Here is a 20,665-nt window from a genome sequence, read left to right on the forward strand (position 1 = left end):
CGGCAGCCGCGGCGGCATCGGATCGGGCCGCGGTTCAGAACGCTCGGGCGTGAAGCCCGTGAGCGGATCACTGCGGCGTTCGGCGATCGGCGGCGGGGGCCGGCGCAGTTCGTCGGCGAAGGAGGGGCGCGCCGGACGTGGCGGCAGCTCGGGCTCGGGCAGGTCGAAATTGTCGGAGCGGGCGGCTTCGCTCTCGTTCCAGGCGGCATCCGGCAGCGGCGCCACGCGCGGCGGCGCGGCGTCGGCTGCGACCGCGGGGCGGCTCGACATCTGGTCGCGCCCCGGCATAGCGCGGACGATATTCGGCTCGACGACGATGTCGGTCGGGCCGCCGATCATCAGGAGATGCTCGATGTTGTCGCGGCGAACCAGAACCAGGCGGCGGCGGCCGTCGACGGCTGCGGCGTCGATTACCGCCAGGCGCGGCATGCGGCCGCGGTTGGCGTTGGCGCCGAGGCGGTTTCCAGCGAAGCGGCGGACGAGCCATGCGGTGACGCCGATAAGCGCCAGCACGACAACGAATGCCAAGACGAAAGTAATGACCTGCATATTGGAGTCCCCGGCCATCTTGGCCTTCCTCAGCTTCCGCCATCAACGGGCACAGATTGATAGGTGCGGTTTTACGCAGCGAATCGCGCCCGAAATTCGCCTTATTTCTTAATTCCCAGCGGCTTGCAGCCGACTGTTCTATTAATAAACCAAGAATCGCTTGTCCCAAAACGACTTCTCAGCGCCCCACGCTGTCTCGGTTTGTGCTGGTTAACGCAGCATTCGTGGCGAAAATGCGCTCGCAGGCGGTCGTTGCGGCGTTCTCCACGGATCCGTCCGATATTTTAACCACCCGTTAACCATACACCGGGCAAATTCTGCCTACCTCGGGAGGTCCCAGAGGTTAACGGAGCCGCGGCGATGGCCATGAACGATCTGCCGATCCTGTCGGCGTTGCGCACCAAGATGCAGTGGCACCAGGAGCGTCAGCGGGTGCTCGCCGAGAACATCTCCAATTCAGACACGCCGAACTTCCGGCCGCGCGATCTGGTCGAGCCGAAATTCGACAAGGGCGCGCGACCGTCGGCGGCGGCATGGGGACACTGCCGATGATGCAGACCAGCGCCACCCACATGGCGGCCTCGGGCGCGCCGGACAACTTCGACAATGATCGCGGCAAGAGCGGTTTCCAGACCCGCCCGGCCGGCAATGCGGTCAATCTCGAGGAGCAGATGCTGAAAGTGTCGGCCAACCAAATGGACTTCGCTGCCGCCACGTCGCTCTACAGCAAGAGCCTGCATCTGCTGAAAACCGCGATCGGCAAGGGTTAGGCCACCTAACGGCGGCAGGAGGATCCCATGGCAGATGGAACAAGCGATTTCGCCCGCTCGATGAGCATCGCAACCTCCGGCCTGCGCGCGCAGGCGGGGCGGATGCGGGTGATCTCCGAAAATATCGCCAACGCCGATTCGACGGCGCAGACCGCAGGCGGCGATCCCTACCGCCGCAAGGTGCCGACGTTCTCCTCCGCGCTCGATCGCTCGCTCGATGCCCAGGTCGTGACGCTCGGCCGGATCAGGCCCGACCAGTCGTCATTCCGCATCAAGCACGAGCCGGGCAATCCGGCGGCGGACGCCTCCGGCAACGTCAAATATCCGAACGTCAATTCGATGGTTGAAATGACCGACATGCGCGACGCCCAGCGCTCCTACGAGGCGAACCTCAACATCATCAGCGCGACGCGGCGGATGATCCAGCGCACGCTCGACATCCTCAAGTCCTGACCCAGCAAGAACAGGGAACGTAACTCATGGCTACACCGACAGTCGCCGCCAACGCCTATGCCAGCCTCGCGAGGATGATGGAGCGCGGCGGCGCCGAGAAGGCCGGGCTGGGCGGACAGGCCGTCGCCGGACCGTCGTTCAGCGCGCTGCTGAAGGACTCCGTCGGCAGCGTGCTGGAAGCGGGCAAGAAGTCCGATGCGCAGACCATGGCGATGGCCTCGGGCAAGGCGAACGTGATGGACGTGGTGACGGCGGTTGCCGACACCGACGTCGCGGTATCGACCCTGGTCTCGGTCCGGGATCGTGTGATCCAGGCCTATGAAGACATCATGAAGATGCCGATCTGACATCCGTCAGGACGTCATCCCGGAGCGATGCGCAGCATCGAGCCCGGGATCTCGAGGTTCCGGGTTCGATGCTTTGCATCGCCCCGGAACGACGGTGCAAAAACAATCAGCAGCGAGAACTCAAATGACCGGCCCTGAAACTCTCGACGTGGCGCGCGATGCGATCTGGACCATCGTGATCGTGTCGTCGCCCCTGATGGTGGTTGGCCTTGTGGTCGGCGTCGTGGTGTCGCTGTTCCAGGCGCTGACCCAGATCCAGGAGCAGACCCTGGTATTCGTGCCGAAGATCCTCGCGATCTTCGTCACATTGCTGCTGGCGCTGCCGTTCATGGCGGACTCGCTCAGTAGCCACATGATGCGGATTTCATCGCGAATCATCGGCGGTTGATGCACTAATGCCGCGGTCATGCGCATCGATGTCTCCCTGCTGCCGGCGCTGGCCGCAATCTTCGTGCTGGTCTTCGCGCGCGTGGGCGCCATGGTGATGCTGCTGCCCGGTTTCGGCGAGAGCAACATCCCGGCACGGGTCAAGCTGTCGATCGCGCTGCTCTTGACGCTGATCATCCTGCCCCTGCACCGCAACGCCTATCATGTTGACCTGACGTCGATCTCCGCGCTCGGCGTCCTGATGGTGCATGAGCTTATCATCGGCATCGTGCTCGGCGCGACCGCGCGGGTGACGCTGTCTGCGCTCAACGTCGCGGGCTCGGTGATCGCCCAGCAGCTCGGGCTCGGCTTCGTCACCGCGGTCGACCCGACCCAGGGCCAGCAGGGCCAGATCATCGGCAACTTCCTCACCATCCTCGGCCTGACGCTGCTGTTCGCCACCGACAGCCACTATCTCGTCATCGCGGCGCTGAGCGAGAGCTACCGCATCTTCTCGCCGGGCGAGATCATGCCGACCGGCGACGTCGCGGCCCTTGCGACCAACGCCTTCTCGGCCGCCTTCAAGATCGGCCTGCAATTGTCGGCGCCGTTCCTGGTGTTCGGGCTCGTCTTCAACATCGGGCTCGGCGTGCTGGCGCGGCTGATGCCGCAGATGCAGGTCTATTTCGTCGGCGTGCCGCTCTCGATCATGGTCGGCTTCCTGATCTTCGCCGTCGTGCTCGCGGCGATGATGAACACCTATTTCGACTACTTCAACGGCGTCATGCGCCAGCTCGCTCCGATGAACTAGGGAAGAGCGATGGCCGACGATACCGAAGACAAAACAGAAGACCCTACGCAAAAACGTCTCGACGAAGCCCTTGAGAAAGGCGACGTCGTCAAGAGCCAGGAGGTCAACACCTGGTTCATCATCGCCGGCGCCACGCTGGTGCTGTCGACCTTCTCGGGCTCGATCGGCGGCGGCATCTTGATGCCGCTGCGCAATCTGATCGCCAACTCATGGATGATCCGCACCGACGGTGCCGGCCTGCTGCAGCTGACCCAGACGCTCGGCTACGCCGTGGTCGCCGCGATCGGCGTGCCGTTCCTTATGCTGGCGCTGGCGGCGGTCGCCGGCAACATGATCCAGCACCAGCTGGTGTGGTCGGGCGAGCAGCTCAAGCCGAAATTCTCCAAGATCTCGCCGGCCGCCGGCTTCAAGCGGCTGTTCGGCAAGCAGGCGGTGGCGAACTTCCTGAAGGGCCTGTTCAAGCTGATCGCGCTCGGCGTCGTGATGGTCATGGTGCTGTGGCCCGACCGGATGCGGATGGAATCGTTCCTGCGGGTCGATCCGGCCGAGCTGCTGCCCGCCATCACCAGCATGACGGTGCACCTGATGGCGGCGGTGGTCGCCATCCTCGCTGCGGTTGCGATCGCCGACTACTTCTTCCAGTACCGGACCTGGTACGAGCGTCACAAGATGTCGCTGCAGGAGATGAAGGAGGAGTTCAAGCAGTCGGAAGGCGACCCGCACGTCAAGGGCAGGATCAAGCAATTGCGGGTCCAGCGCGCCAAGAAGCGCATGATGGCGCAGGTTCCGAAGGCTTCGGTGATCATCACCAACCCGACCCACTATTCGGTCGCGCTGGCCTACGACCGCAGCATGTCGGCGCCGGTCTGCGTCGCCAAGGGCGTCGACGTCCTCGCGTTCAGGATCAGGGAGATCGCCAAGGAGCACGATATTCCGATCGTGGAGAACGTGCCGCTGGCCCGGGCGCTCTATGCCACCGTCGACATCGACAAGGAAATCCCGGTCGAACACTATCATGCGGTTGCCGAAATCATCGGTTACGTGATGCGGCTGAGGCGCGGCCTGTCCGGCCTGCGTCAGTAAGGGGCGGAAAACCGCTTGAAATGCGCGTAACTTGCGAAATTGCCGCCTGATGGACTTGCGTTTTCGGGTCCGATTCAGGCACTCAGGGGCAAGGTGGCCGGCCGGTCGCCTTCGTGATGCAGACGAGCCATGTCTCTCCAGATGACCGCCGATAGCAACGATCCTCCCGTGACCGAGCCGTTCGTGGCTCACGGGCCAGCCCGGCGGAGCGGCAGCATCCTGCTGGTGGTGCTGATCGCGATCGGCATCGTCGCGGTGGCGGTCTGGCTCATGACAATCGGCCGCACCCAGGCGCAGCCTATATTCTCGGCGTGCTGGCGCTGCTCGCCACCGCGGGGCTGTTCAACCTGTTCGCCTTGGCCGCAGGCATCATCCGCTTCTCCGACCGCGCCACCGACGATCCGGTGATGGCGCGGATCGCCGACCAGGCCCAGGAGGGGCTCGTCGTCACCGACTCCCGCGGCCACGTGGTCTATTCCAACGCCGCCTATCTGACGCTGACCGGCGCGGCGGGGCCGCAGGACGTCCGTCCCGTCGAGCGCGTCTTCATCGGCAACCCCGACGTTTCCGAAGCGGTGTTCCGCCTGCTGAAGGCCGCGCGCGAGGGCAAGCGGCAGCAGGAGGAGGTCCGTGTCGCCGGGCGCGAGGCCGGACAGGGGCGCTGGCTGCGGCTGCGGGTACGCCCGCTCGGCGAGGGCAAGCGCGACGCCAGATATGCGGTATGGTCGATCGCAGACATCACCCGCGACCGCGAGCGCCAGGAGGACGTGTTCCAGGAGCTGCGGCATGCGATCGAATATCTCGATCATGCGCCGTGCGGCTTCTTCTCGGTCAATCCGGCCGGCGAGATCGCCTATGTCAACGCGACGCTGGCCAACTGGCTGGATTACGATCTGGCCGAGATCGGCTCGGGCGGCTTGAAGCTGACCGACATCGTGTCAGGCGACGGCGCCGCATTGTTGACCTCGATCGCGGCCGTGCCGGGCGAGGTCAAGACCGAGGTATTCGACATCGACCTGCGCATGCGCGGCGGCAAGACCGTGCCAGTGCGGCTCTATCACAAGCTCGCTTTCGGCGCCGACGGCGCAGCGGGCGCCTCGCGCACGCTGGTGATCAGCCGTGCCCGCGACGAGCATTCCGATCCGGAGCGCGCCGCCGAGGTGCGCTTCATGCGCTTCTTCGACCATACGCCGATGGCGATCGCGACCGTCGACCGCGGCGGCAACGTGGTCGGTGCCAATGCGCGCTATGCCAAGCTGGCGCAGGGGCTCAATGGCGATGGCGGCGCGGCCAAGTCGATCTTCCGCGCAGTCAACCCGCGGGACCGCGGCCTGTTGATCGCGGCGATCAACCAGGCCGCCGAAGGGCAGGGCGATATCGCGCCGGTCGAGGTGATGCTCGACGGGCCCAAGGAGCGCTTCGCCCAGTTCTTCGTCACGACCGTCGAGAAGGACGAGCGCGACGCCGAGACCGCGATCGTCTACATGCTCGAGACCACGGAGCGGCGTGCGCTGGAAAACCAAATCAACCAGTCGCAGAAGATGGAGATGGTCGGCCAGCTCGCCGGCGGCATCGCGCACGACTTCAACAACGTGCTGTCGGCCATCATGATGGCAAACGACTTCCTGCTGAACGCGCACAAGCCGACCGACCCGTCGTTCCAGGACATCATGCAGATCAAGCAGAACGCCACCCGCGCTGCGACGCTGGTGCGGCAGCTGCTGGCGTTCTCGCGTCGCCAGACGCTGCGGCCGCAGGTGCTCGATCTCGGCGACGCGCTGTCCGACCTCACCATGCTGCTGCGCCGGCTGATCGGCGAGAAGGTCAAGCTCGATCTCGTGCATGGCCGCGATCTGTGGCCGGTGAAGGTCGACGTCTCGCAGTTCGAGCAGGTGGTGGTCAATCTCGCGGTCAACGCGCGCGATGCGATGCCCGACGGCGGCAAGCTGATCATCCGCACCACCAACGTGTCGACCGAGGAAGCCGCCCAGCTCGCCAACAAGGGCATGCCGGCGGCGGACTATGTGAAGATCGAGATCTCGGATACCGGCACCGGCATTCCGCACGAGATCATCGACAAGATCTTCGAGCCGTTCTTCTCGACCAAGGAAGTCGGCAAGGGCACCGGCCTCGGCCTCTCCACGGTCTACGGCATCGTCAAGCAGACTGGCGGCTTCGTCTATGTCGATTCCGTGCCGGGCGGCGGCACCACGTTCCGGATCTACCTGCCGCGGCATCGCCAGGAGCAGGAGGTCGCTCCTGAAGTGCAGGCCGGCAACGGCGCGGCAAAGGAAACCGCGGTCGCGGCGGAAACCGCCAAGCCGAAGCCCGACCTCACCGGACAGGGCACCATCCTGCTGGTCGAGGACGAGGACGGCCTGCGCTCGCTGAATGCGCGCGGTCTCCGCTCGCGTGGCTACAGCGTGATCGAGGCGGCCAACGGCGTCGAGGCGCTGGAGGCATTCGAGGAGAAGAACGGCGCGGTCGATCTCGTGGTGTCGGACGTCGTGATGCCGGAGATGGACGGGCCGACGCTGCTGAAGGAAATGCGTAGCCGCAATGCCGAGCTGAAGATCATCTTCGTCTCCGGCTATGCCGAGGATGCGTTCGAGAAGAGCCTGCCGGAGAACCAGCAATTCGCGTTCCTGCCGAAGCCGTTCACGCTGACGCAGCTGGTCGCCGCGGTGAAGGAAACCATGACGGCGAACTAGACGGTTGCCGCCGCAACTGCCTCCGCTTCTCGCAAGTGCGAGGTGAAATTCCGATGCAACTGCGATTGAAACCGGGGCGCATCTCGCGCTAGGACGCGTTGTCGCGGCCACAAGGCCCATAGTGTCACATCGCCGCGACCGAGGGCCGCAGCCGCGGTTCCCGTTTCCCGCTTCACTTTTGTCAGGCCCTGCCCATCTTAAGGGCGTTTCCCCATGCCGGGGAATCCTTTGAGGAAACCAACATGAATTTCTCGCAACGCACGCGTGGAATTGTCCGGGCGATCGCCGTCGCGATGGCGCTGGCGCTGCCTGTGATGATGACCGTCTCGGCGGCCGACGCTCGCGTCGGCGGCGGCGGCTCGCGCGGCTCGCGGACATTCTCCGCGCCGCCCTCGACCAGCACCGCGCCGGGCTCGGTTGCGCCGATGAACCGCACCTTCAGCCAGCCTGGTAGCCCGGGCATGAGTTCACCGGCGGCGAACTCCGGCGGCCTGTTCGGCCGCGGCGGAATGGGGCGCGGCCTGCTCGGCGGCTTGGCCGCGGGCTTCCTCGGCGCCGGCCTGTTCGGCATGCTGTTCGGCGGCGGCCTGTTCTCGGGTCTAGGCGGCCTGTCGTCGATGCTCGGCCTGCTGCTGCAGATCGGTCTGATCGTGCTCGTGGTCCGGCTCGCGATGTCGTGGTGGCAGCGCCGCAATGCGCCGGCTGCCGCTTACGCCGGCGGACCCGACGTCGGCCCCGGTCCGCAGGCGAATGCCCGCTCGGGCTTCGGCTTTGGCCTCGGCGGCGGATCGAATGCGCCGGTCGAGATCGCGCCTGGCGACTATGAGACGTTCGAACGGCTGCTCGGCGACATCCAGACCGCGTGGTCGAACGAGGACATCGCGAAGCTGCACACGCTCGCGACACCGGAAATGGTGTCGTACTTCTCGAAGGACCTCGAGGAGAACAAGGCGCGCAACGTCACCAACAAGGTGACCAACGTGAAGCTCCTGCAGGGCGATCTGGCGGAAGCCTGGCGCGAAGGCGACAGCGAATATGCGACGGTCGCGATGCGCTACGCCCTGGTCGACACCATGCTCGAGCGTGGCACCGGCCGCCAGATCAGCGGCGGGCAGCCGGAGGAGGTCACCGAGGTCTGGACCTTCGTGCGCCAGCGCGGCGGCAACTGGGAGCTTTCGGCGATCCAGCAGACCAACTGATCGATGGTCTGACGTGACGAACAGAAGGCGCCGCGGCATCGTCCGCGGCGCTTTTGTCTTGTGGAGTTCATTGCGGCGTCGTGACGGCGGAATATCCGGACATGCCGCGGGTTGATGTCAGCGGACCATAACAACCATCGGGAGGATGGAATGAAGTTTGCGCAGATCGCGGTTCCTGCCTGTCTTGCGTTCGTCGTCATGGCCGCACCGCCGGCGAGCGCGCAGACTGCCGACACCAGTTTCTTCGTGACCAGCAACGGCATCGGCAATGGCGGCAATCTCGGCGGCCTCGCCGGCGCCGACAATCATTGCCAGACCCTGGCGCAGGCCGCGGGCTTCGGCGCGCCGAAGACCTGGCGCGCCTATCTCTCGACCCAGGCGGCCGATGGCAAGCCGGCGGTGAATGCACGCGATCGTATCGGCAAGGGACCGTGGAAGAACGTGAAGGGCGTCGTGGTCGCCAAGGACGTCGCCGACCTGCACAGCGCGAGCAACAATCTCACCAAGCAGACCGCGCTGTCCGAGAAGGGCGAGGTCATCAACGGTGCCGGCGATACGCCGAACCGCCACGATGTGCTGACGGGATCGCAGGCCGACGGTACTGCGTTTGCGGCCGGTGAGGACCGCACCTGCAAGAACTGGACAAGCAGCACGCAGGGCGCTGCGATGGTCGGGCATTTCGATCGCAAGGGGCTGCGCGACGACGAGCCGTCAAAATCCTGGAACACGTCGCATCCCTCGCGCGGCCCCGATGGTGGCTGCTCGCAGGCCGATCTGAAGAGCACCGGCGGCGACGGTCTTCTGTACTGCTTTGCCGCGAATTGAGGCGGCGGGGCGAGTCTGATTTTGCTGCAAGTGAATGCCCGTCATTGCGAGCGCAGCGAAGCAATCCATCCTGCCGCATGCGCGGAGCGATGGATTGCTTCGTCGCTTCGCTCCTCGCAATGACGGGGACAGTATGACCGCGCTCAGCTCTTCTTGCGCTTGGTCTTCTTGGCTGCCTTCTTCACTGTCTTCTTTTTCTTCGCGGTTTTCTTCTTCGTCGCGAAGTAGGCCCCGACCTTCTTCGAGGAATGTCCGACCTCGGCGACCGCCGCCTTGAGCCGCGCAGGGGTCACCTTGAACTTCTTCGACCAGTAGCGGACCTCGTAGGGCTCGCTGATCGCGATCCGGGCGCGATCGGCGGCCATGTGGCGCTGCTCCTTGAAATGGGCTTCCACCTTCTTGGCGGAATGCCCGACCTTCTTGACGGCGGCCTTGAGCTTTGCCGGCGTGACCTTGAACTTCTTGGACCAGTACGCAACTTCGTAGGACTCGCCCAACGCGATCAGGGCGCGATCCTGTGCGCCCCGCTTCTTCTTGTCATCCGCCATAAGTTGATCCTTCATCGAAGACTCGATCCTGGAACCTTAGCAGTCTCCGCGCGGTTCGGACAGGCGGCCGGTGTGCGATGGACGATTGGGCCGCGGCGCGGCTACGATCCCGGTGAGAAGAAACGACTGAAGAGAAACGACGCTGCCAAGTTTTCGGAGGTAAGTGCATGCACTATCAGCTTTACTACTGGCCGATGATCCAGGGCCGCGGCGAATATGTCCGCCTCGCGCTCGAGGATGCGGGCGCCAGCTATACCGACGTTGCCCGCGGCAAGGGCGGCACCGGCGCATGATGAAGATGATGGACGCGCACAAGGGCACGCCACCCTTTGCGCCGCCGTTCCTCAAGGCCGGCAGTCTCGTGATCGGCCAGACCGCCAACATCCTGCTCTATCTCGGAGCGCGTCACGGCCTGGCGCCGAAGGCGGAGGCGGGGAAGCTCTGGGTGCACCAGCTGCAGCTCACGATCACGGACTTCGTGCTGGAGATCCACGACACCCATCATCCGCTTGGCCCGTCGCTGTATTACGAGGACCAGAAGGCGCCGGCGAAGAAGCGCACGGAAGAATTCTGGGCGTCGCGGGTGCCGAAATATCTCGGCTATTTCGAGGACCTGGTCGCGGCGAATGGCGGCGGCTTCGTCACCGGACGGCGGCTGACCTATGTCGACTTGTCGCTGTTCCAGATCGTGGAAGGCCTGCGCTACGCGTTTCCGAAGCGGATGGCCGCGTTCGAGAAGATGGTCCCGCGCCTGATCGCACTGCGCGACGGCGTCGCCGAGCGGCCGAACATCAAGGCGTATCTGGCGAGCGAGCGGCGGATTCCGTTCAACGAGGAGGGCATCTTCCGGCGCTACAAGGCGCTGGATTTGTGACCGCGATCACCTGTTCCGCCCATCCACCGGCGTCATCGTGATCTTCGACAGGTCGATGCCGTCGATGCAGCTGACGTTCAGCGCCACGATGTCCGAACCATCGGGTTTCTTGCCGCGCGCGAACACGTCGACGCCGCAATCGACGCAGAGCTGGTGGCGGATCGCATGGCGGTTGAAGAGATATTCCTTCAGGTTCTCGGCGCCGGCGCGGAGCTGGAAGCTCGATGGCGGCATGAACACGAAGTGCAGGCCTTTCTTGGTGCAGATCGAGCAGTTGCAGGCGGTCACCATCGCCATGTCGGTGGTGCATTCGAAGCGCACCTGGCCGCAATGGCAGCCGCCGGTGTAGGTCTTACTCTCTGCCATGACGGTCGGTCCTCACCACAGCCCGGGCACGAGACGATAGCGCACCCGCGCCGCGTAGTCAGCATAGCCTGACAATCCCGCAATCAGCGTGCGCTCCTCGATCCCGGTGCGGAACGCGAACAGCCCGAAGAACACCGGCACGAAGGCAAGGCCCCACCAGGAGCCGAGCGTCACCGGCACGCCGATGAAGAACAGGATCACACTCGCATACATCGGGTGCCGCACCAGTGCGTAGGGACCAGTCGAAATCACGTGATGGTGGCGCTCGGTCTGCACCTTGACGACCGGCGCTGCGAACGAATTGGTGCGGAACACCCACAGGATCAGCACGGTCGAGAGCAGATACAGCGCGAGGCCGAGCACGATCAGTGCCACGCCCGCGTTGGCGCCGCCGAAGCGGCGGTCGAGCCCCATCGCGACGAACCACAGCACCGCGATGACGAGGAACACCAGCATGAAGCGCTTGTCCTCGGCGGGCTGGCCCTCACGCGCGGTGAGCCGCATGCGCTCGGCCAAGAGGCCGGGATCGACCTTGGCAAGCCACAGTCCGCAGGCCGGGCCGATCAGCGCCGAGGCGATCAGATAGGCCCACGCGCCGGGCCAGTGCAGCGTGCCGGCGAAGGCAAACAGCAGCGCAGCCATGGCGAGGACGAAGAACGTATTCTGCAGGAGGAGCTTTGCGATCATGGATGGCGACTCCGTTATTCCAGCAGCGATTATCGCACTGTTTCCCCGGCAAACATGCGACCGCAGCCATCAACTTTCGGAGCGGGCGAGCTGTTCCAGCGCCGCAACTGCGTTGCCTCCGCATTGACAATCGTATAAGCAATTGCTTATATATTTCTATGGCCACCGCCACGCAGCTGACCAATGTGCTCAAGAGCCTTGCCGACCCGACGCGGCGAGCGGTGTTCGAGCGGATCATCCGGGAGGGCGAAGTCGCCGCGACCGGGTTGGTGCAGGGCTCAAAGGTGTCGCAGCCGGCGGTGTCGCAGCATCTGCGCGCACTGCGCGACGCCGGGCTGGTCGTCGAGCGGCGCGAAGGCCGGCACATCCATTATCGCGTCGCGCCGAAGGGGCTCAGTCCGCTGATCGACTGGCTCGGCCACTACGAGACGTTCTGGGCCGAGCGCTTCGCCAATCTCGAGAAATTGTTGAAGGAGAGTGAGTGATGGGTGAGACGCACGCGATCACGGTCGAGAAGGTGCTGCCTTACGCTGCCGACAGGATCTGGCGGACGCTGACCACGAGCGAACTGCTGATGAAATGGCTGATGCCGAACGATTTCGTCGCTGCCGTCGGGCACCGGTTCAATTTCCGCACCAAGCCGATCGGCGACTGGGACGGTGTCGTGCATTGCGAGGTGCTGGATTGCGATCCGCCGCGCCTGTTGCGCTATTCCTGGAAGGGCGGCGCCGACACCAACCCGGACTTCGGCTCCAAGCTCGACTCGGTCGTCACCTGGACGCTGACGCCGGTCGAGGGCGGCACCCATGTCCGCATGGTGCATGACGGCTTCGTCTTCCCGGGCAACCGCTTCGCGTTCGACATGATGAGCCCGGGCTGGGGCAAGATCGTCGATGCGATCGGGCGGGTTACCGCGGAAGCCTAGAGCACTTTCCGTTCCGATTGAACCGGAACGGGGCTCTGGATCCTAGTTTAGCGCACGCGAACCGGTACCCACTTCACTCGCTCTAACGGCTCACTCGTTGTTGCCGCGGCGGACGGTAATCGAGGCATCGGTCTTGTTGCGCGTGCATTCGAGGTTGAGGCGGCGATAGCGCATCGTGATGGTGTTGCCGCGCAGGATGCCCATGCGCTTCAGGCAGCGTGAGGTGCCGGTGGTGGCATCGTCCTTCGGCACGGTGAAGATCAGTGCGGTCGCGGAGCCGACCAGGTTGAAGAACTCGGGCCTCATCTTGCGGTCGGTCTTGGCATAGAGCTCGATCGCATAGTCCTTGCCGCGGCAGCCGAGCGACAATTCCTTCGCCGCCGGATGTGTGAGGTAGGTGATGTTGGCGGCGCTGAAATTGACCTTCAGCCCGTCGATCTGGCCGGCGAGCTGCTTGGCGATGTCCACGCAGGGATCGGCATGCGCAGGTGCCGCGGTGAAGGCCGGCGCCAGCGCGATCAGCGCGGCGGGCAGGGTGGAGCGGATGCCCAAAGGCAAACGTTGGCGCAACGGTGCTGTCACGAAATACCCCCGCGGTACAAAAATACGCAAAGCTACATGCAGGCTCCCGCGCAGCGCGTCAATATGGCCCGCCCGTTAGGACGCGCACTTGCCATCCTGCGCCTTGGAGGCGCCGGCGGCGCGGCGCTCGCAATCATTGCCGTAGGTCTTGCCGTCACAGCCGCACACGGGCTTGTAGATCTTGTTGCAGATCGTCGGCCGGAACGCGCAGGTGCCGGTCTGGTCGGCCCGGCCGCATTGCCCTTGCTTGAACTGGCAGAACTGGCCGACCCGGCTGCATTGCAGGCCGGCAAGGCCGCCGCACACCCTGCCGAGCCGTGCCGCATCGGCACCGCTCGGGAGCGCCATCAGCAGGGCCAGCGCCGCAAACCGGATGAAAAGCGCTGTCTTCATGAAGGCCTCCTGATGGCTTCCCTGGTCGATTGGTGGTGTGCTGCAAGTTGTGGCAACCCGAGATTACCGAGGGATGAAACCTAGCACGTGGATTTGGCGGTCCCGCGCATGGCTGGAAGGCGGCCGGCTTCCCTTTCCTTTGTCCGAAAAAGGCTTAGAACCGCTCTACATTGCCGGCGGCCGTGCGGCCGGACCGGGCCTTTCGAAACCGACGAGCAGCTCATGAACGCCCCCTCAGCCTTTCCCGACCAGCAGAAGCCCGTTCCGCCCTACAAGCACACCCCGCTGTTCCCGCTTGGAGCGGACACCACGCCTTACAAGAAGGTGACGAGCGAGGGCGTCCGGGTCGAGAAGGTCCTCGGCAAGGACATGCTGGTGGTGTCGCGGGAGGCGCTGCGGGCGCTCTCCGAGGCCGCCTTCGGTGACATCAATCACTATCTGCGGCCGGGTCACCTGAAGCAGCTGCGCTCGATCCTCGAGGACAAGGAAGCCAGCGACAACGACAAGTTCGTCGCCTTCGACTTCCTGAAGAACGCCAACATCGCCGCCGGCGGCGTGCTGCCGATGTGCCAGGACACCGGCACCGCGATCATCATGGGCAAGAAGGGCTGTAACGTCATCACCGACGGCGACGACGAGGCCGCGCTGTCCGAAGGCGCGCGCGACGCCTATTTGCGCCGCAATCTGCGCTATTCGCAGGTGGCGCCGCTGTCGATGTATGAGGAGAAGAACACCGCCAACAACATGCCGGCGCAGTGCGAGATCTACGCCGAGGGCGACGATGCCTACAAGTTCATGTTCATGGCCAAGGGCGGCGGAAGCGCCAACAAGAGCTTCCTGTTCCAGGCGACGCCGTCGGTGCTGACCAAGGACCGGCTGCTCGCGTTCCTGAAGGAGAAGGTGCTGACGCTCGGCACCGCAGCGTGCCCGCCGTACCACCTTGCGATCGTGATCGGCGGCACCTCGGCCGAGCTCTGCATGAAGACCGTGAAGCTTGCCTCGGCGCGCTATCTCGATGCGCTGCCGATCCACGGCTCGGCCGATGGCAACGCGTTCCGCGATCTCGAGATGGAGCAGGAAATCCTCAAGATGACGCAGTCGCTCGGTGTCGGCGCGCAGTTCGGCGGCAAGTATTTCTGTCACGACGTGCGCGTGATCCGCATGCCGCGTCACGGCGCCTCGCTGCCGATCGGGCTCGGCGTCTCCTGCTCGGCGGACCGCCAGGTGCTCGGCAAGATCACCAGGGACGGCGTCTATCTCGAGGAGCTCGAGCACAACCCGGCGCAGTATCTGCCCGCGGTCGAGCAATCGCTCGGCGGTGATGTGGTCAAGATCGACCTCAACAAGCCGATGAAGGAAATCCTCGCGACGCTGTCGCAATATCCGATCAAGACCCGGGTCTCGATGACCGGCACCATGATTGTGGCGCGCGACTCCGCGCATGCAAAGCTGCGCGAGCGGTTGGAGAAGGGCGAGCCGCTGCCGGATTATTTCAAGAACCACCCGGTCTACTACGCAGGTCCCGCCAAGACGCCCGTTGGCTACGCCTCCGGCGCGTTCGGCCCGACCACGGCCGGCCGCATGGATTCCTTCGTCGACCAGTTCCAGGCCGCCGGCGGCTCGATGGTGATGGTCGCCAAGGGCAACCGCGCCGTCGCGGTGCGCGAGGCCTGCAAGAAGCACGGTGGCTTCTATCTCGGCTCGATCGGCGGCGCTGCGGCGAACCTCGCCGAGCACTGCATCAAGAAGGTCGAGGTGGTCGAGTATCCCGAGCTCGGCATGGAAGCGATCTGGCGCATCGAAGTGGTCGACTTCCCGGCCTTCATCATCATCGATGACAAGGGCAACGACTTCTTCAAGGAATTGAACCTGGGTTGATCGCGGTCGGCCTCGACGGATTTTCCAAAGGCTGGGTCGCCGTCAGCATCGACGGCGACCAGCGGACGATTTCCTTCCACACCGATGTCGCGGACGCGCTGTCGCGTCCGTTCGATCGTGCCGGGATCGATATCCCGATCGGCATGACCGATGACGGCGAGCGCGCCTGCGATCGTCTCGCTCGTGCGCGTCTGCGCCCGCACACCTCGCGCGTCTTCACCGGCGCCCGGCGCTGGCTATGGCAGGAATTTCGCGATCCCGATTTGGCGAACGAGGAGGCTGGGCGTCGCGGCCAGACCGCCGTCTCGCGCCAGCTCTGGCATCTCGGCAACAAGATTATGGAGGTCGATGCGTTCGTACGCGCGAACGCCGCGCGTGACATCCGCGAGGTGCATCCCGAACTGGTGTTCCTGCGGCTGAACGGCGGCGCGCCGCTGCCGCGCAAGAAGTCCGAGGAGGGTGATCGGCTCCGCCGCAGGCTGCTCGAGCGATCAGGGTTTCACGATATCGATCACTGGCTGACACGTGCGCGGATCGGCAGCGGCGCAAAGCGCGACGACGTGCTGGATGCCTGCGCGGTGGCGCTGGCGGCCCATCAACCGAGCGGCCGCGTTCCCGAGGGATCGCAGCCGCTGGATGGACATGATCTGCCGATGCAGATCTGGTTCTAGAAAAAGGCGCTTAGGCCCGGGTGCCGGTGAAGGGGAAGCTGCCCATCGGGCCGATGCCCATCTCGCCGGAGATGCCGTCGCCGGCGACCTTGCCGGTGAATTCGAGCGTCAGCGGCATCGGGTTGGTGATGGAAACCTTCCAGGCGACGCTGTCGCCGTTCACGGTGCCGTCGAAGATTTCGGTGGAGTTGCCCTCGGCACCCTGCGTGCCGGTGAGCGTGCCGCCCGAGCTTGCCAGCGACAGCGTCGCCTTCCGCTCGCCCATCGGCGTCGTCATCGTGAGATTCCAGTTTCCGTCCACCGCCATTGATGTATCCCCTCGGTTATTTGGAGCGTCGCGGGTATAGCCCATCTTGCTGCTTGCGCCTAGTTCGCGGCTGCGGCGATCAGGCGCGGGCTGCGGCGCGCAGCCGGCTGCTGGTGAGGAAGCGGAAGGCGACATACTGGATCGCGAAGGCGGCGATCTTGGCGCCGAGCAGCACCACCGACACGTAGAACGCCCACAGCTTGATGTCGCCGGTCGCTGCGACCGCGATGGTGCCGGCGGCGAGGATGAACATCAGCCCGGCCCAGGCATAGCCGGCGAGGGTGGCATATTCCGGAATCGTCTCGGTCACGATCGGCGGCAGGTAGCGCAGCATCCAGCCGCGCTTCAGCATGATCGCGCCGATCGCGATATGGCCGATCGCGGGCTTCGCCAGCACGAAGCGCGGATCGTTGGTCAGCAGTGTCGCGCCGCCCAGCACGATCACCAGCCCGAGACTTGCCCATGTCATGTACCCGAGCGCCTGTCCCTTCACGCGCGCATAGACCACTTGCGCGATCGCGCCCGCGATCGCAACGCTGGTCGCGATCAGCACATTGTCGGTGGCGAGATACACCACCAGGAACACGATGGTGGAAAGGAAGTCGCTCGCGAGCCTGGCAAATACGCTCTTCATCGTCGTGGTTTCCGTTTCCTCGGGAGGTGATTGTTGTGATGTCGTTGTAGCAGCGTCTAGGGCGACGGCAGCGCGCCGGCCGGCGGCGCGCCGTCCCTGGCCATCCGATATTGCGGATACCAGCGGGTGAAGCCGACCGCGGCGTTGCGTGCGGCGAAAGCGACCAGCAGGCCCGTCCACAGCGGCAGGGCCGGCACATAGAGTACCGCCACGTTGCTGATCAGCATCAGCAGCGTCGCAGCGGTCCAGGCGCCGGTGATCAGGTAGTTGGCATAGAGGAACCCGGGCTGCTTCGCGATCTCAGCATCGACCTGCTCGAGCGCGTATTGGCGCGTGAAGGGGTGGCCGATCAGGATCGAGCCGAACGACACCGCGAGGATGCCGGCATCGACCGCGATCTTCACCGCGATCATGCTCGGCGTCGCATCGATGAAGGTGAGGTAGCTGCCGACCGCGGTGAAGACGATCACCGAGCCGACGCCGAGGATCTTGATGCTGCGGCCGCGCGCGATATCGAAGGCGATGACCGCAAGGCAGATCAGGGCGGCAGCGAGCAGGCTCACCGTGGTCGAGGTCACCAGCATCAGCGTGGCGAAGGCACCGTAGGGAGCGAGGATCAGGAAGATCGTCATTGCGAGCCTCAAGGGCTAATCTTTACAACGTAAAGATAACCTAGAGGCGCAAGGGAAGAGCGTCAAGCGAAATCTTTACAGTGTCAAAATTGTGATGTGATATCGAAAAACATAGGTATCTCAGTGCATTGCGGTGGAGGTCGTCCTATCCGTCCCAGTTCGTTCTCGACAATGTGGTGACCGCGCAGGTGATGAGCAGGCCGATCGTGATGAAGATGCCGCCGGCCCGCCCGATCGAGAATCGCAACGAGCCCGGCGCCGCGTACATCCCGAGCGGATGGATCAGCTGCGACAGCAGCAGCGCCCCCATCAGGATGTGTACCCGCGCCGGCGGTGCGCCGGCCATTTCCAGGAAGGCGACCATCAGCGTGATGATCGGGACATACTCCATGAAGTTGGCATGGACGCGGATCGCGTTGCGCAGCGCGATGTTGCCGCCGTCGCTGAATGGCGCAAGGCTGTTTCGCCGCAACCGGATCACCTGCAAGGCGAGGGCGGCGTAAATCAGGGCGAGAATTGCAAGGTAGCCAGCCGTGATCGAAGGCATGTGCATGCGAACCTCCCCTGATGCCGTTGCAATGTCCTTTCACAACGCCGGTCAGAGGCGTGCATCGGCCCGCCTCTGACATTGCGACGTCAGTTACGTTACGTCCGGAACTACTCCGCCCCCACCCAATTGCCGTGGAAGCCGTCCGGCACGCGATGGCCGAGATGGACCAGCGCCGCCGGGCCCGCCTCGACATCCTGCGCGTTGAACACGGCGAGGTCGCTGCGGTTTTCGCGGGCACGCCAGACCACCGCGAGCAGCCAGCCGTCGCCTTCCGCGGCATCAGCGCTGCGCTCGACGAACACCGGCTCGGAGATCGTGTCGCCGGCAGGCAAGAGATAGTGGCCGAGTCGCTTGCCACGGCCGTCGACATGCACGATGCCCGACAGCGCGCCGAACATCGGCAGATCCGGGTTGGCGCAGGCATACCAGCGTGATTGCTGGCAAGTCCGGCGCGGCGATCGTCGACGCGAGGGAATTCGCCGGTGAGGTCGTCGAGATAGGTTTGCGTGAAGCGGTCGGTGTTGCCGGAAAGATCGAAGGTCCAGCGGCAGTAGCGCGCGCGGTTCTTCTTCGGATCGGTCGGCGAGCCGTCGGGATGGTTGAACAGCGGCGCTTCCTCGAACTGCATCACGTCGGCGATGATGCGGTTGCCGTCTTCCCACGCATTCATGACGTGGAAGACGTAGCAGGTCTCGGCGCGGAACCAGACGATGTCCTTGGATGAGCCGCTGCGCTTCATGACGCCGACATAGGCGCCTTTCTCCGGCTCCCAGGCGTAGGGGGCCTGTCCGCGCATCGCGCGCTGCATGCTGCCTGATATCGGCAGGATCGGAAACAGCACATGGTTCGTGGTGACGATGAAGTCGTGCACCATGCTGGCATAGGGCGCCTCGAAGCGTTCGAACCGCGTCACCACGCCGGATGAACTCACGGAGCCATATGACAGTGCCGGCGTCAGCGGACCTGCGGCGTTGTAGCCGAAGAACACCATCTCGCCGGTGACCGGATCGATCTTGGGATGCGCACTGAAGGGGCCCGAGATCGCGCCCTTATAGTCGCAATAGCCGAGGCGATCGAGCGTGCCCGGCTCGATCTCGGTCGGCAGATGGCCTTCCTCGAGCGCGAGCAGGCGGCCGCCGTGGAAGATGATGTTGGTGTTGGCGACGCCGCCGTCAGTCGTGATGTCGGCGGGCGCGTCCGGCAGCTTGCGGCCGAAGCCGCCGAACAGCGCGCGACCCGCGTCGTGCTCGGCCTGCCATTTCGGAGTGCGGACCCAGCGGTTACGGTAGCTGGCGCGGCCATTCTCGAGATGAAAGGCGTGCAGCATTCCGTCACCGACGAACCAATGCGCGCCCGGCGCCTCGAACTGCGGATTGGGGCCGTTGCGGTACAGCGTGCCGTTCAGCTCGCGCGGCAATTCGCCGGTGATCTTCAGGAACGGCGCGTCGGCTTCAAACGAGATCGGCGCCAGATTGGTCCGCGCCGTGGTGGATGTGACCTGATCGAGCATTCGCGTCTCCCTGCATTATGATCTTTACATCGTAAAGATATCAGTAAGGATGACGCCTTCGATCGTCAAGCAATATCTTTACAGTGTAAAAATTGCGACTTATAACGACTTCATGGCAAGATTATCCAAGGAAAACAAAGCGGCTCGCCCGGCGCGGGCTCCGGCACGCCGGGTTGCGCGGATAGCTGCGGACCGTCCGGCATCGCGGCGCCGGGCCAATGACACGCCATATCATCACGGCGACCTGCATGAGGCGCTGCTCAAGGCGGCCGAGCGTGTGCTCGAGCGTGACGGACTGGCTGGGCTGACCTTGCGCGCGGTGGCGCGCGAGGCCGGCGTGTCGCACGCCGCTCCCACGCATCATTTCGGCGATCTCACCGGTTTGCTCAGCGAACTCGCGGCGATCGGCTTCCGGCAATTCGGCCTCGCGATGGCGGCGGCGGATGCTTCAGCGGCGATGCCGCCCGAAAAGGGCGTGGCGAGCGCCAAGGCTTATGTCGCCTATGCTCAGGCGCATCCCGGCATGTATGGGCTGATGTTCCGCAGCGAGCGGCTCGATCATTCGCGTCCCTCGCTGCACGAGGCGTCCGAAGCATCGTTCGCAGGGCTGACCCGCGGCGTCGGCGCCAGCCGGCATGAGCAGATTTCCAAGGAGCAGCTTACGTTGGATCAGGCTGCCGCGATCGCATCCGCCTGGTCGCTGGTGCATGGTTTCACCATGCTGCTGCTCGACGGACGCCTCAAGACGATTCTGGACCGAGCGCCCGAAGGCACGTCGGTCGAGACATTGTTGACCGCGATGCTGCGTTTGTCCGCGGGCCGCTCGGCGCGGCCGTAACCGAGCAACCCTTCTCGTGCCTGCGCGTTGACGCGCATGGCACGATCACCGCGCGTTCCCTGGAAACGTCCGAACCCGCGCAAGCGGCCGGGCAAGGCGTCGAAGCATTTGTCGCCGCCGAAGAAGGCTGCCGCCAGGGCGGCCGCGCGACGTGCC

22 protein-coding genes and 4 pseudogenes are annotated in these 20,665 nt (G+C 64.6%); 15 read left to right on the top strand and 11 right to left on the bottom strand.

Features of this window, described 5'->3' with window-relative positions; all coding sequences use genetic code 11:
* Positions 1-549, bottom strand: a 549-nt coding sequence (locus tag ALC15_RS38825; RefSeq protein WP_200914744.1) for a flagellar biosynthetic protein FliO, incomplete at its 3' end; no start/stop codon positions are given.
* A gap of 360 nt (positions 550-909) precedes the next feature.
* Here ALC15_RS38825 and flgB point away from each other — a divergent pair.
* The 9 genes and pseudogenes from flgB (at position 910) to ALC15_RS38870 (ending at position 9,114) form a co-directional block, all read left to right on the top strand.
* Positions 910-1,319 (top strand): annotated as a pseudogene (flgB, locus tag ALC15_RS38830) (flagellar basal body rod protein FlgB).
* A 27-nt stretch (positions 1,320-1,346) separates the two neighbouring features.
* Positions 1,347-1,772 carry a flagellar basal body rod protein FlgC gene (gene flgC / locus ALC15_RS38835; protein ID WP_021077939.1) on the top strand — a complete coding sequence of 142 codons (426 nt, stop codon included), beginning with the start codon at positions 1,347-1,349 and terminating at the stop codon, positions 1,770-1,772.
* Positions 1,773-1,798: 26 nt separating this feature from the next.
* Positions 1,799-2,119, top strand: coding sequence for a flagellar hook-basal body complex protein FliE (gene fliE, locus ALC15_RS38840; protein WP_050631837.1), 321 nt, complete (start codon positions 1,799-1,801; stop codon positions 2,117-2,119).
* 124 nt (positions 2,120-2,243) lie between these two features.
* Positions 2,244-2,507 carry a flagellar biosynthesis protein FliQ gene (gene fliQ / locus ALC15_RS38845; RefSeq protein ID WP_021077937.1) on the top strand — a complete coding sequence of 88 codons (264 nt, stop codon included), beginning with the start codon at positions 2,244-2,246 and terminating at the stop codon, positions 2,505-2,507.
* Positions 2,508-2,525: 18 nt separating this feature from the next.
* A complete protein-coding gene (fliR, locus tag ALC15_RS38850) occupies positions 2,526-3,296 on the top strand; it encodes a flagellar biosynthetic protein FliR (protein WP_050631838.1) in 771 nt (256 codons plus the stop codon).
* 9 nt (positions 3,297-3,305) lie between these two features.
* Positions 3,306-4,379, top strand: coding sequence for a flagellar biosynthesis protein FlhB (gene flhB / locus ALC15_RS38855; RefSeq protein ID WP_050631839.1), 1,074 nt, complete (start codon positions 3,306-3,308; stop codon positions 4,377-4,379).
* A gap of 141 nt (positions 4,380-4,520) precedes the next feature.
* Positions 4,521-7,090: pseudogene (cckA, locus tag ALC15_RS38860) on the top strand (cell cycle histidine kinase CckA).
* A 242-nt stretch (positions 7,091-7,332) separates the two neighbouring features.
* On the top strand, positions 7,333-8,289 hold the full coding sequence (locus ALC15_RS38865; protein WP_050631840.1) for a Tim44 domain-containing protein: 957 nt from the start codon (positions 7,333-7,335) through the stop codon (positions 8,287-8,289).
* A 198-nt stretch (positions 8,290-8,487) separates the two neighbouring features.
* Complete coding sequence (locus tag ALC15_RS38870; protein WP_244486457.1) at positions 8,488-9,114, top strand: lectin; 627 nt, start codon at positions 8,488-8,490, stop codon at positions 9,112-9,114.
* A gap of 143 nt (positions 9,115-9,257) precedes the next feature.
* Here the strand turns inward: ALC15_RS38870 and ALC15_RS38875 are convergent, their stop codons facing one another.
* Entirely contained in the window at positions 9,258-9,662 is a 405-nt protein-coding gene (locus tag ALC15_RS38875) for a DUF3606 domain-containing protein (RefSeq protein WP_050631842.1), read from the bottom strand.
* 167 nt (positions 9,663-9,829) lie between these two features.
* On the opposite strand from ALC15_RS38875, the pseudogene ALC15_RS38880 reads away from it, so the two are divergent.
* Positions 9,830-10,536: pseudogene (locus ALC15_RS38880) on the top strand (glutathione S-transferase).
* A gap of 6 nt (positions 10,537-10,542) precedes the next feature.
* On the opposite strand, the gene ALC15_RS38885 reads toward ALC15_RS38880, so the two are convergent.
* Together ALC15_RS38885 and ALC15_RS38890 are read right to left on the bottom strand one after the other, a co-directional pair.
* Positions 10,543-10,902 carry a GFA family protein gene (locus tag ALC15_RS38885; protein ID WP_050631843.1) on the bottom strand — a complete coding sequence of 120 codons (360 nt, stop codon included), beginning with the start codon at positions 10,900-10,902 and terminating at the stop codon, positions 10,543-10,545.
* 12 nt (positions 10,903-10,914) lie between these two features.
* Complete coding sequence (locus ALC15_RS38890; RefSeq protein ID WP_050631844.1) at positions 10,915-11,589, bottom strand: methyltransferase family protein; 675 nt, start codon at positions 11,587-11,589, stop codon at positions 10,915-10,917.
* Between the two features lie 158 nt (positions 11,590-11,747).
* On the opposite strand from ALC15_RS38890, the gene ALC15_RS38895 reads away from it, so the two are divergent.
* Positions 11,748-12,074, top strand: a complete 327-nt coding sequence (locus ALC15_RS38895; protein WP_050631845.1) for an ArsR/SmtB family transcription factor — start codon at positions 11,748-11,750, stop codon at positions 12,072-12,074.
* The gene (locus tag ALC15_RS38900; protein ID WP_050631846.1) at positions 12,074-12,514 is read left to right on the top strand and encodes an SRPBCC family protein; all 441 of its coding nucleotides are present in this window, start codon (positions 12,074-12,076) and stop codon (positions 12,512-12,514) included. The genes ALC15_RS38895 and ALC15_RS38900 overlap by 1 nt, the downstream gene beginning before the upstream one ends.
* 90 nt (positions 12,515-12,604) lie before the next feature.
* Here the strand turns inward: ALC15_RS38900 and ALC15_RS38905 are convergent, their stop codons facing one another.
* On the bottom strand, positions 12,605-13,066 hold the full coding sequence (locus tag ALC15_RS38905; protein ID WP_050631847.1) for a hypothetical protein: 462 nt from the start codon (positions 13,064-13,066) through the stop codon (positions 12,605-12,607).
* A 105-nt stretch (positions 13,067-13,171) separates the two neighbouring features.
* The gene (locus ALC15_RS38910) at positions 13,172-13,489 is read right to left on the bottom strand and encodes a Kazal-type serine protease inhibitor family protein (protein ID WP_050631848.1); all 318 of its coding nucleotides are present in this window, start codon (positions 13,487-13,489) and stop codon (positions 13,172-13,174) included.
* Between the two features lie 222 nt (positions 13,490-13,711).
* Here ALC15_RS38910 and ALC15_RS38915 point away from each other — a divergent pair, with 222 nt between their 5' ends.
* Together ALC15_RS38915 and ALC15_RS38920 are read left to right on the top strand one after the other, a co-directional pair.
* On the top strand, positions 13,712-15,367 hold the full coding sequence (locus ALC15_RS38915) for a fumarate hydratase (RefSeq protein WP_050631849.1): 1,656 nt from the start codon (positions 13,712-13,714) through the stop codon (positions 15,365-15,367).
* Positions 15,364-16,038 (top strand): DUF429 domain-containing protein, encoded by a 675-nt coding sequence (locus ALC15_RS38920; RefSeq protein WP_094194394.1) that lies wholly within the window; start codon positions 15,364-15,366, stop codon positions 16,036-16,038. Before ALC15_RS38915 ends, ALC15_RS38920 begins: the two co-directional genes overlap by 4 nt.
* A 10-nt stretch (positions 16,039-16,048) precedes the next feature.
* Here the strand turns inward: ALC15_RS38920 and ALC15_RS38925 are convergent, their stop codons facing one another.
* From ALC15_RS38925 to ALC15_RS38945, 5 genes and pseudogenes are all read right to left on the bottom strand, one after another.
* The gene (locus ALC15_RS38925; RefSeq protein WP_050631850.1) at positions 16,049-16,345 is read right to left on the bottom strand and encodes a hypothetical protein; all 297 of its coding nucleotides are present in this window, start codon (positions 16,343-16,345) and stop codon (positions 16,049-16,051) included.
* 79 nt (positions 16,346-16,424) lie between these two features.
* Positions 16,425-16,979, bottom strand: a complete 555-nt coding sequence (locus ALC15_RS38930) for an inner membrane-spanning protein YciB (protein ID WP_050631851.1) — start codon at positions 16,977-16,979, stop codon at positions 16,425-16,427.
* A gap of 56 nt (positions 16,980-17,035) precedes the next feature.
* Positions 17,036-17,611 (bottom strand): hypothetical protein, encoded by a 576-nt coding sequence (locus ALC15_RS38935; RefSeq protein ID WP_050631852.1) that lies wholly within the window; start codon positions 17,609-17,611, stop codon positions 17,036-17,038.
* 145 nt (positions 17,612-17,756) lie between these two features.
* On the bottom strand, positions 17,757-18,164 hold the full coding sequence (locus ALC15_RS38940) for an MAPEG family protein (RefSeq protein WP_050631853.1): 408 nt from the start codon (positions 18,162-18,164) through the stop codon (positions 17,757-17,759).
* Between the two features lie 104 nt (positions 18,165-18,268).
* Positions 18,269-19,671, bottom strand: a pseudogene (locus ALC15_RS38945) (carotenoid oxygenase family protein).
* Positions 19,672-19,783: 112 nt separating this feature from the next.
* On the opposite strand from ALC15_RS38945, the gene ALC15_RS38950 reads away from it, so the two are divergent.
* Entirely contained in the window at positions 19,784-20,509 is a 726-nt protein-coding gene (locus ALC15_RS38950; RefSeq protein ID WP_050631854.1) for a TetR/AcrR family transcriptional regulator, read from the top strand.
* Positions 20,510-20,665: the final 156 nt, after the last annotated feature.

The sequence above is a fragment of the Bradyrhizobium viridifuturi genome (assembly GCF_001238275.1).
GTDB classification, from domain to species: domain Bacteria; phylum Pseudomonadota; class Alphaproteobacteria; order Rhizobiales; family Xanthobacteraceae; genus Bradyrhizobium; species Bradyrhizobium viridifuturi.

What these genes read in the sequence shown, in the direction of transcription:
- flgC (WP_021077939.1), top strand. Translation starts at nt 1,347, where the DNA reads ATGGCAGATGGAACAAGCGATTTCGCCCGCTCGATGAGCATCGCAACC.
- fliE (WP_050631837.1), top strand. Translation starts at nt 1,799, where the DNA reads ATGGCTACACCGACAGTCGCCGCCAACGCCTATGCCAGCCTCGCGAGG.
- fliQ (WP_021077937.1), top strand. Translation starts at nt 2,244, where the DNA reads ATGACCGGCCCTGAAACTCTCGACGTGGCGCGCGATGCGATCTGGACC.
- fliR (WP_050631838.1), top strand. Translation starts at nt 2,526, where the DNA reads ATGCGCATCGATGTCTCCCTGCTGCCGGCGCTGGCCGCAATCTTCGTG.
- flhB (WP_050631839.1), top strand. Translation starts at nt 3,306, where the DNA reads ATGGCCGACGATACCGAAGACAAAACAGAAGACCCTACGCAAAAACGT.
- ALC15_RS38865 (WP_050631840.1), top strand. Translation starts at nt 7,333, where the DNA reads ATGAATTTCTCGCAACGCACGCGTGGAATTGTCCGGGCGATCGCCGTC.
- ALC15_RS38870 (WP_244486457.1), top strand. Translation starts at nt 8,488, where the DNA reads ATGGCCGCACCGCCGGCGAGCGCGCAGACTGCCGACACCAGTTTCTTC.
- ALC15_RS38875 (WP_050631842.1), bottom strand. Translation starts at nt 9,662, where the DNA reads ATGGCGGATGACAAGAAGAAGCGGGGCGCACAGGATCGCGCCCTGATC.
- ALC15_RS38885 (WP_050631843.1), bottom strand. Translation starts at nt 10,902, where the DNA reads ATGGCAGAGAGTAAGACCTACACCGGCGGCTGCCATTGCGGCCAGGTG.
- ALC15_RS38890 (WP_050631844.1), bottom strand. Translation starts at nt 11,589, where the DNA reads ATGATCGCAAAGCTCCTCCTGCAGAATACGTTCTTCGTCCTCGCCATG.
- ALC15_RS38895 (WP_050631845.1), top strand. Translation starts at nt 11,748, where the DNA reads ATGGCCACCGCCACGCAGCTGACCAATGTGCTCAAGAGCCTTGCCGAC.
- ALC15_RS38900 (WP_050631846.1), top strand. Translation starts at nt 12,074, where the DNA reads ATGGGTGAGACGCACGCGATCACGGTCGAGAAGGTGCTGCCTTACGCT.
- ALC15_RS38910 (WP_050631848.1), bottom strand. Translation starts at nt 13,489, where the DNA reads ATGAAGACAGCGCTTTTCATCCGGTTTGCGGCGCTGGCCCTGCTGATG.
- ALC15_RS38915 (WP_050631849.1), top strand. Translation starts at nt 13,712, where the DNA reads ATGAACGCCCCCTCAGCCTTTCCCGACCAGCAGAAGCCCGTTCCGCCC.
- ALC15_RS38925 (WP_050631850.1), bottom strand. Translation starts at nt 16,345, where the DNA reads ATGGCGGTGGACGGAAACTGGAATCTCACGATGACGACGCCGATGGGC.
- ALC15_RS38930 (WP_050631851.1), bottom strand. Translation starts at nt 16,979, where the DNA reads ATGAAGAGCGTATTTGCCAGGCTCGCGAGCGACTTCCTTTCCACCATC.
- ALC15_RS38935 (WP_050631852.1), bottom strand. Translation starts at nt 17,611, where the DNA reads ATGACGATCTTCCTGATCCTCGCTCCCTACGGTGCCTTCGCCACGCTG.
- ALC15_RS38940 (WP_050631853.1), bottom strand. Translation starts at nt 18,164, where the DNA reads ATGCACATGCCTTCGATCACGGCTGGCTACCTTGCAATTCTCGCCCTG.
- ALC15_RS38950 (WP_050631854.1), top strand. Translation starts at nt 19,784, where the DNA reads ATGGCAAGATTATCCAAGGAAAACAAAGCGGCTCGCCCGGCGCGGGCT.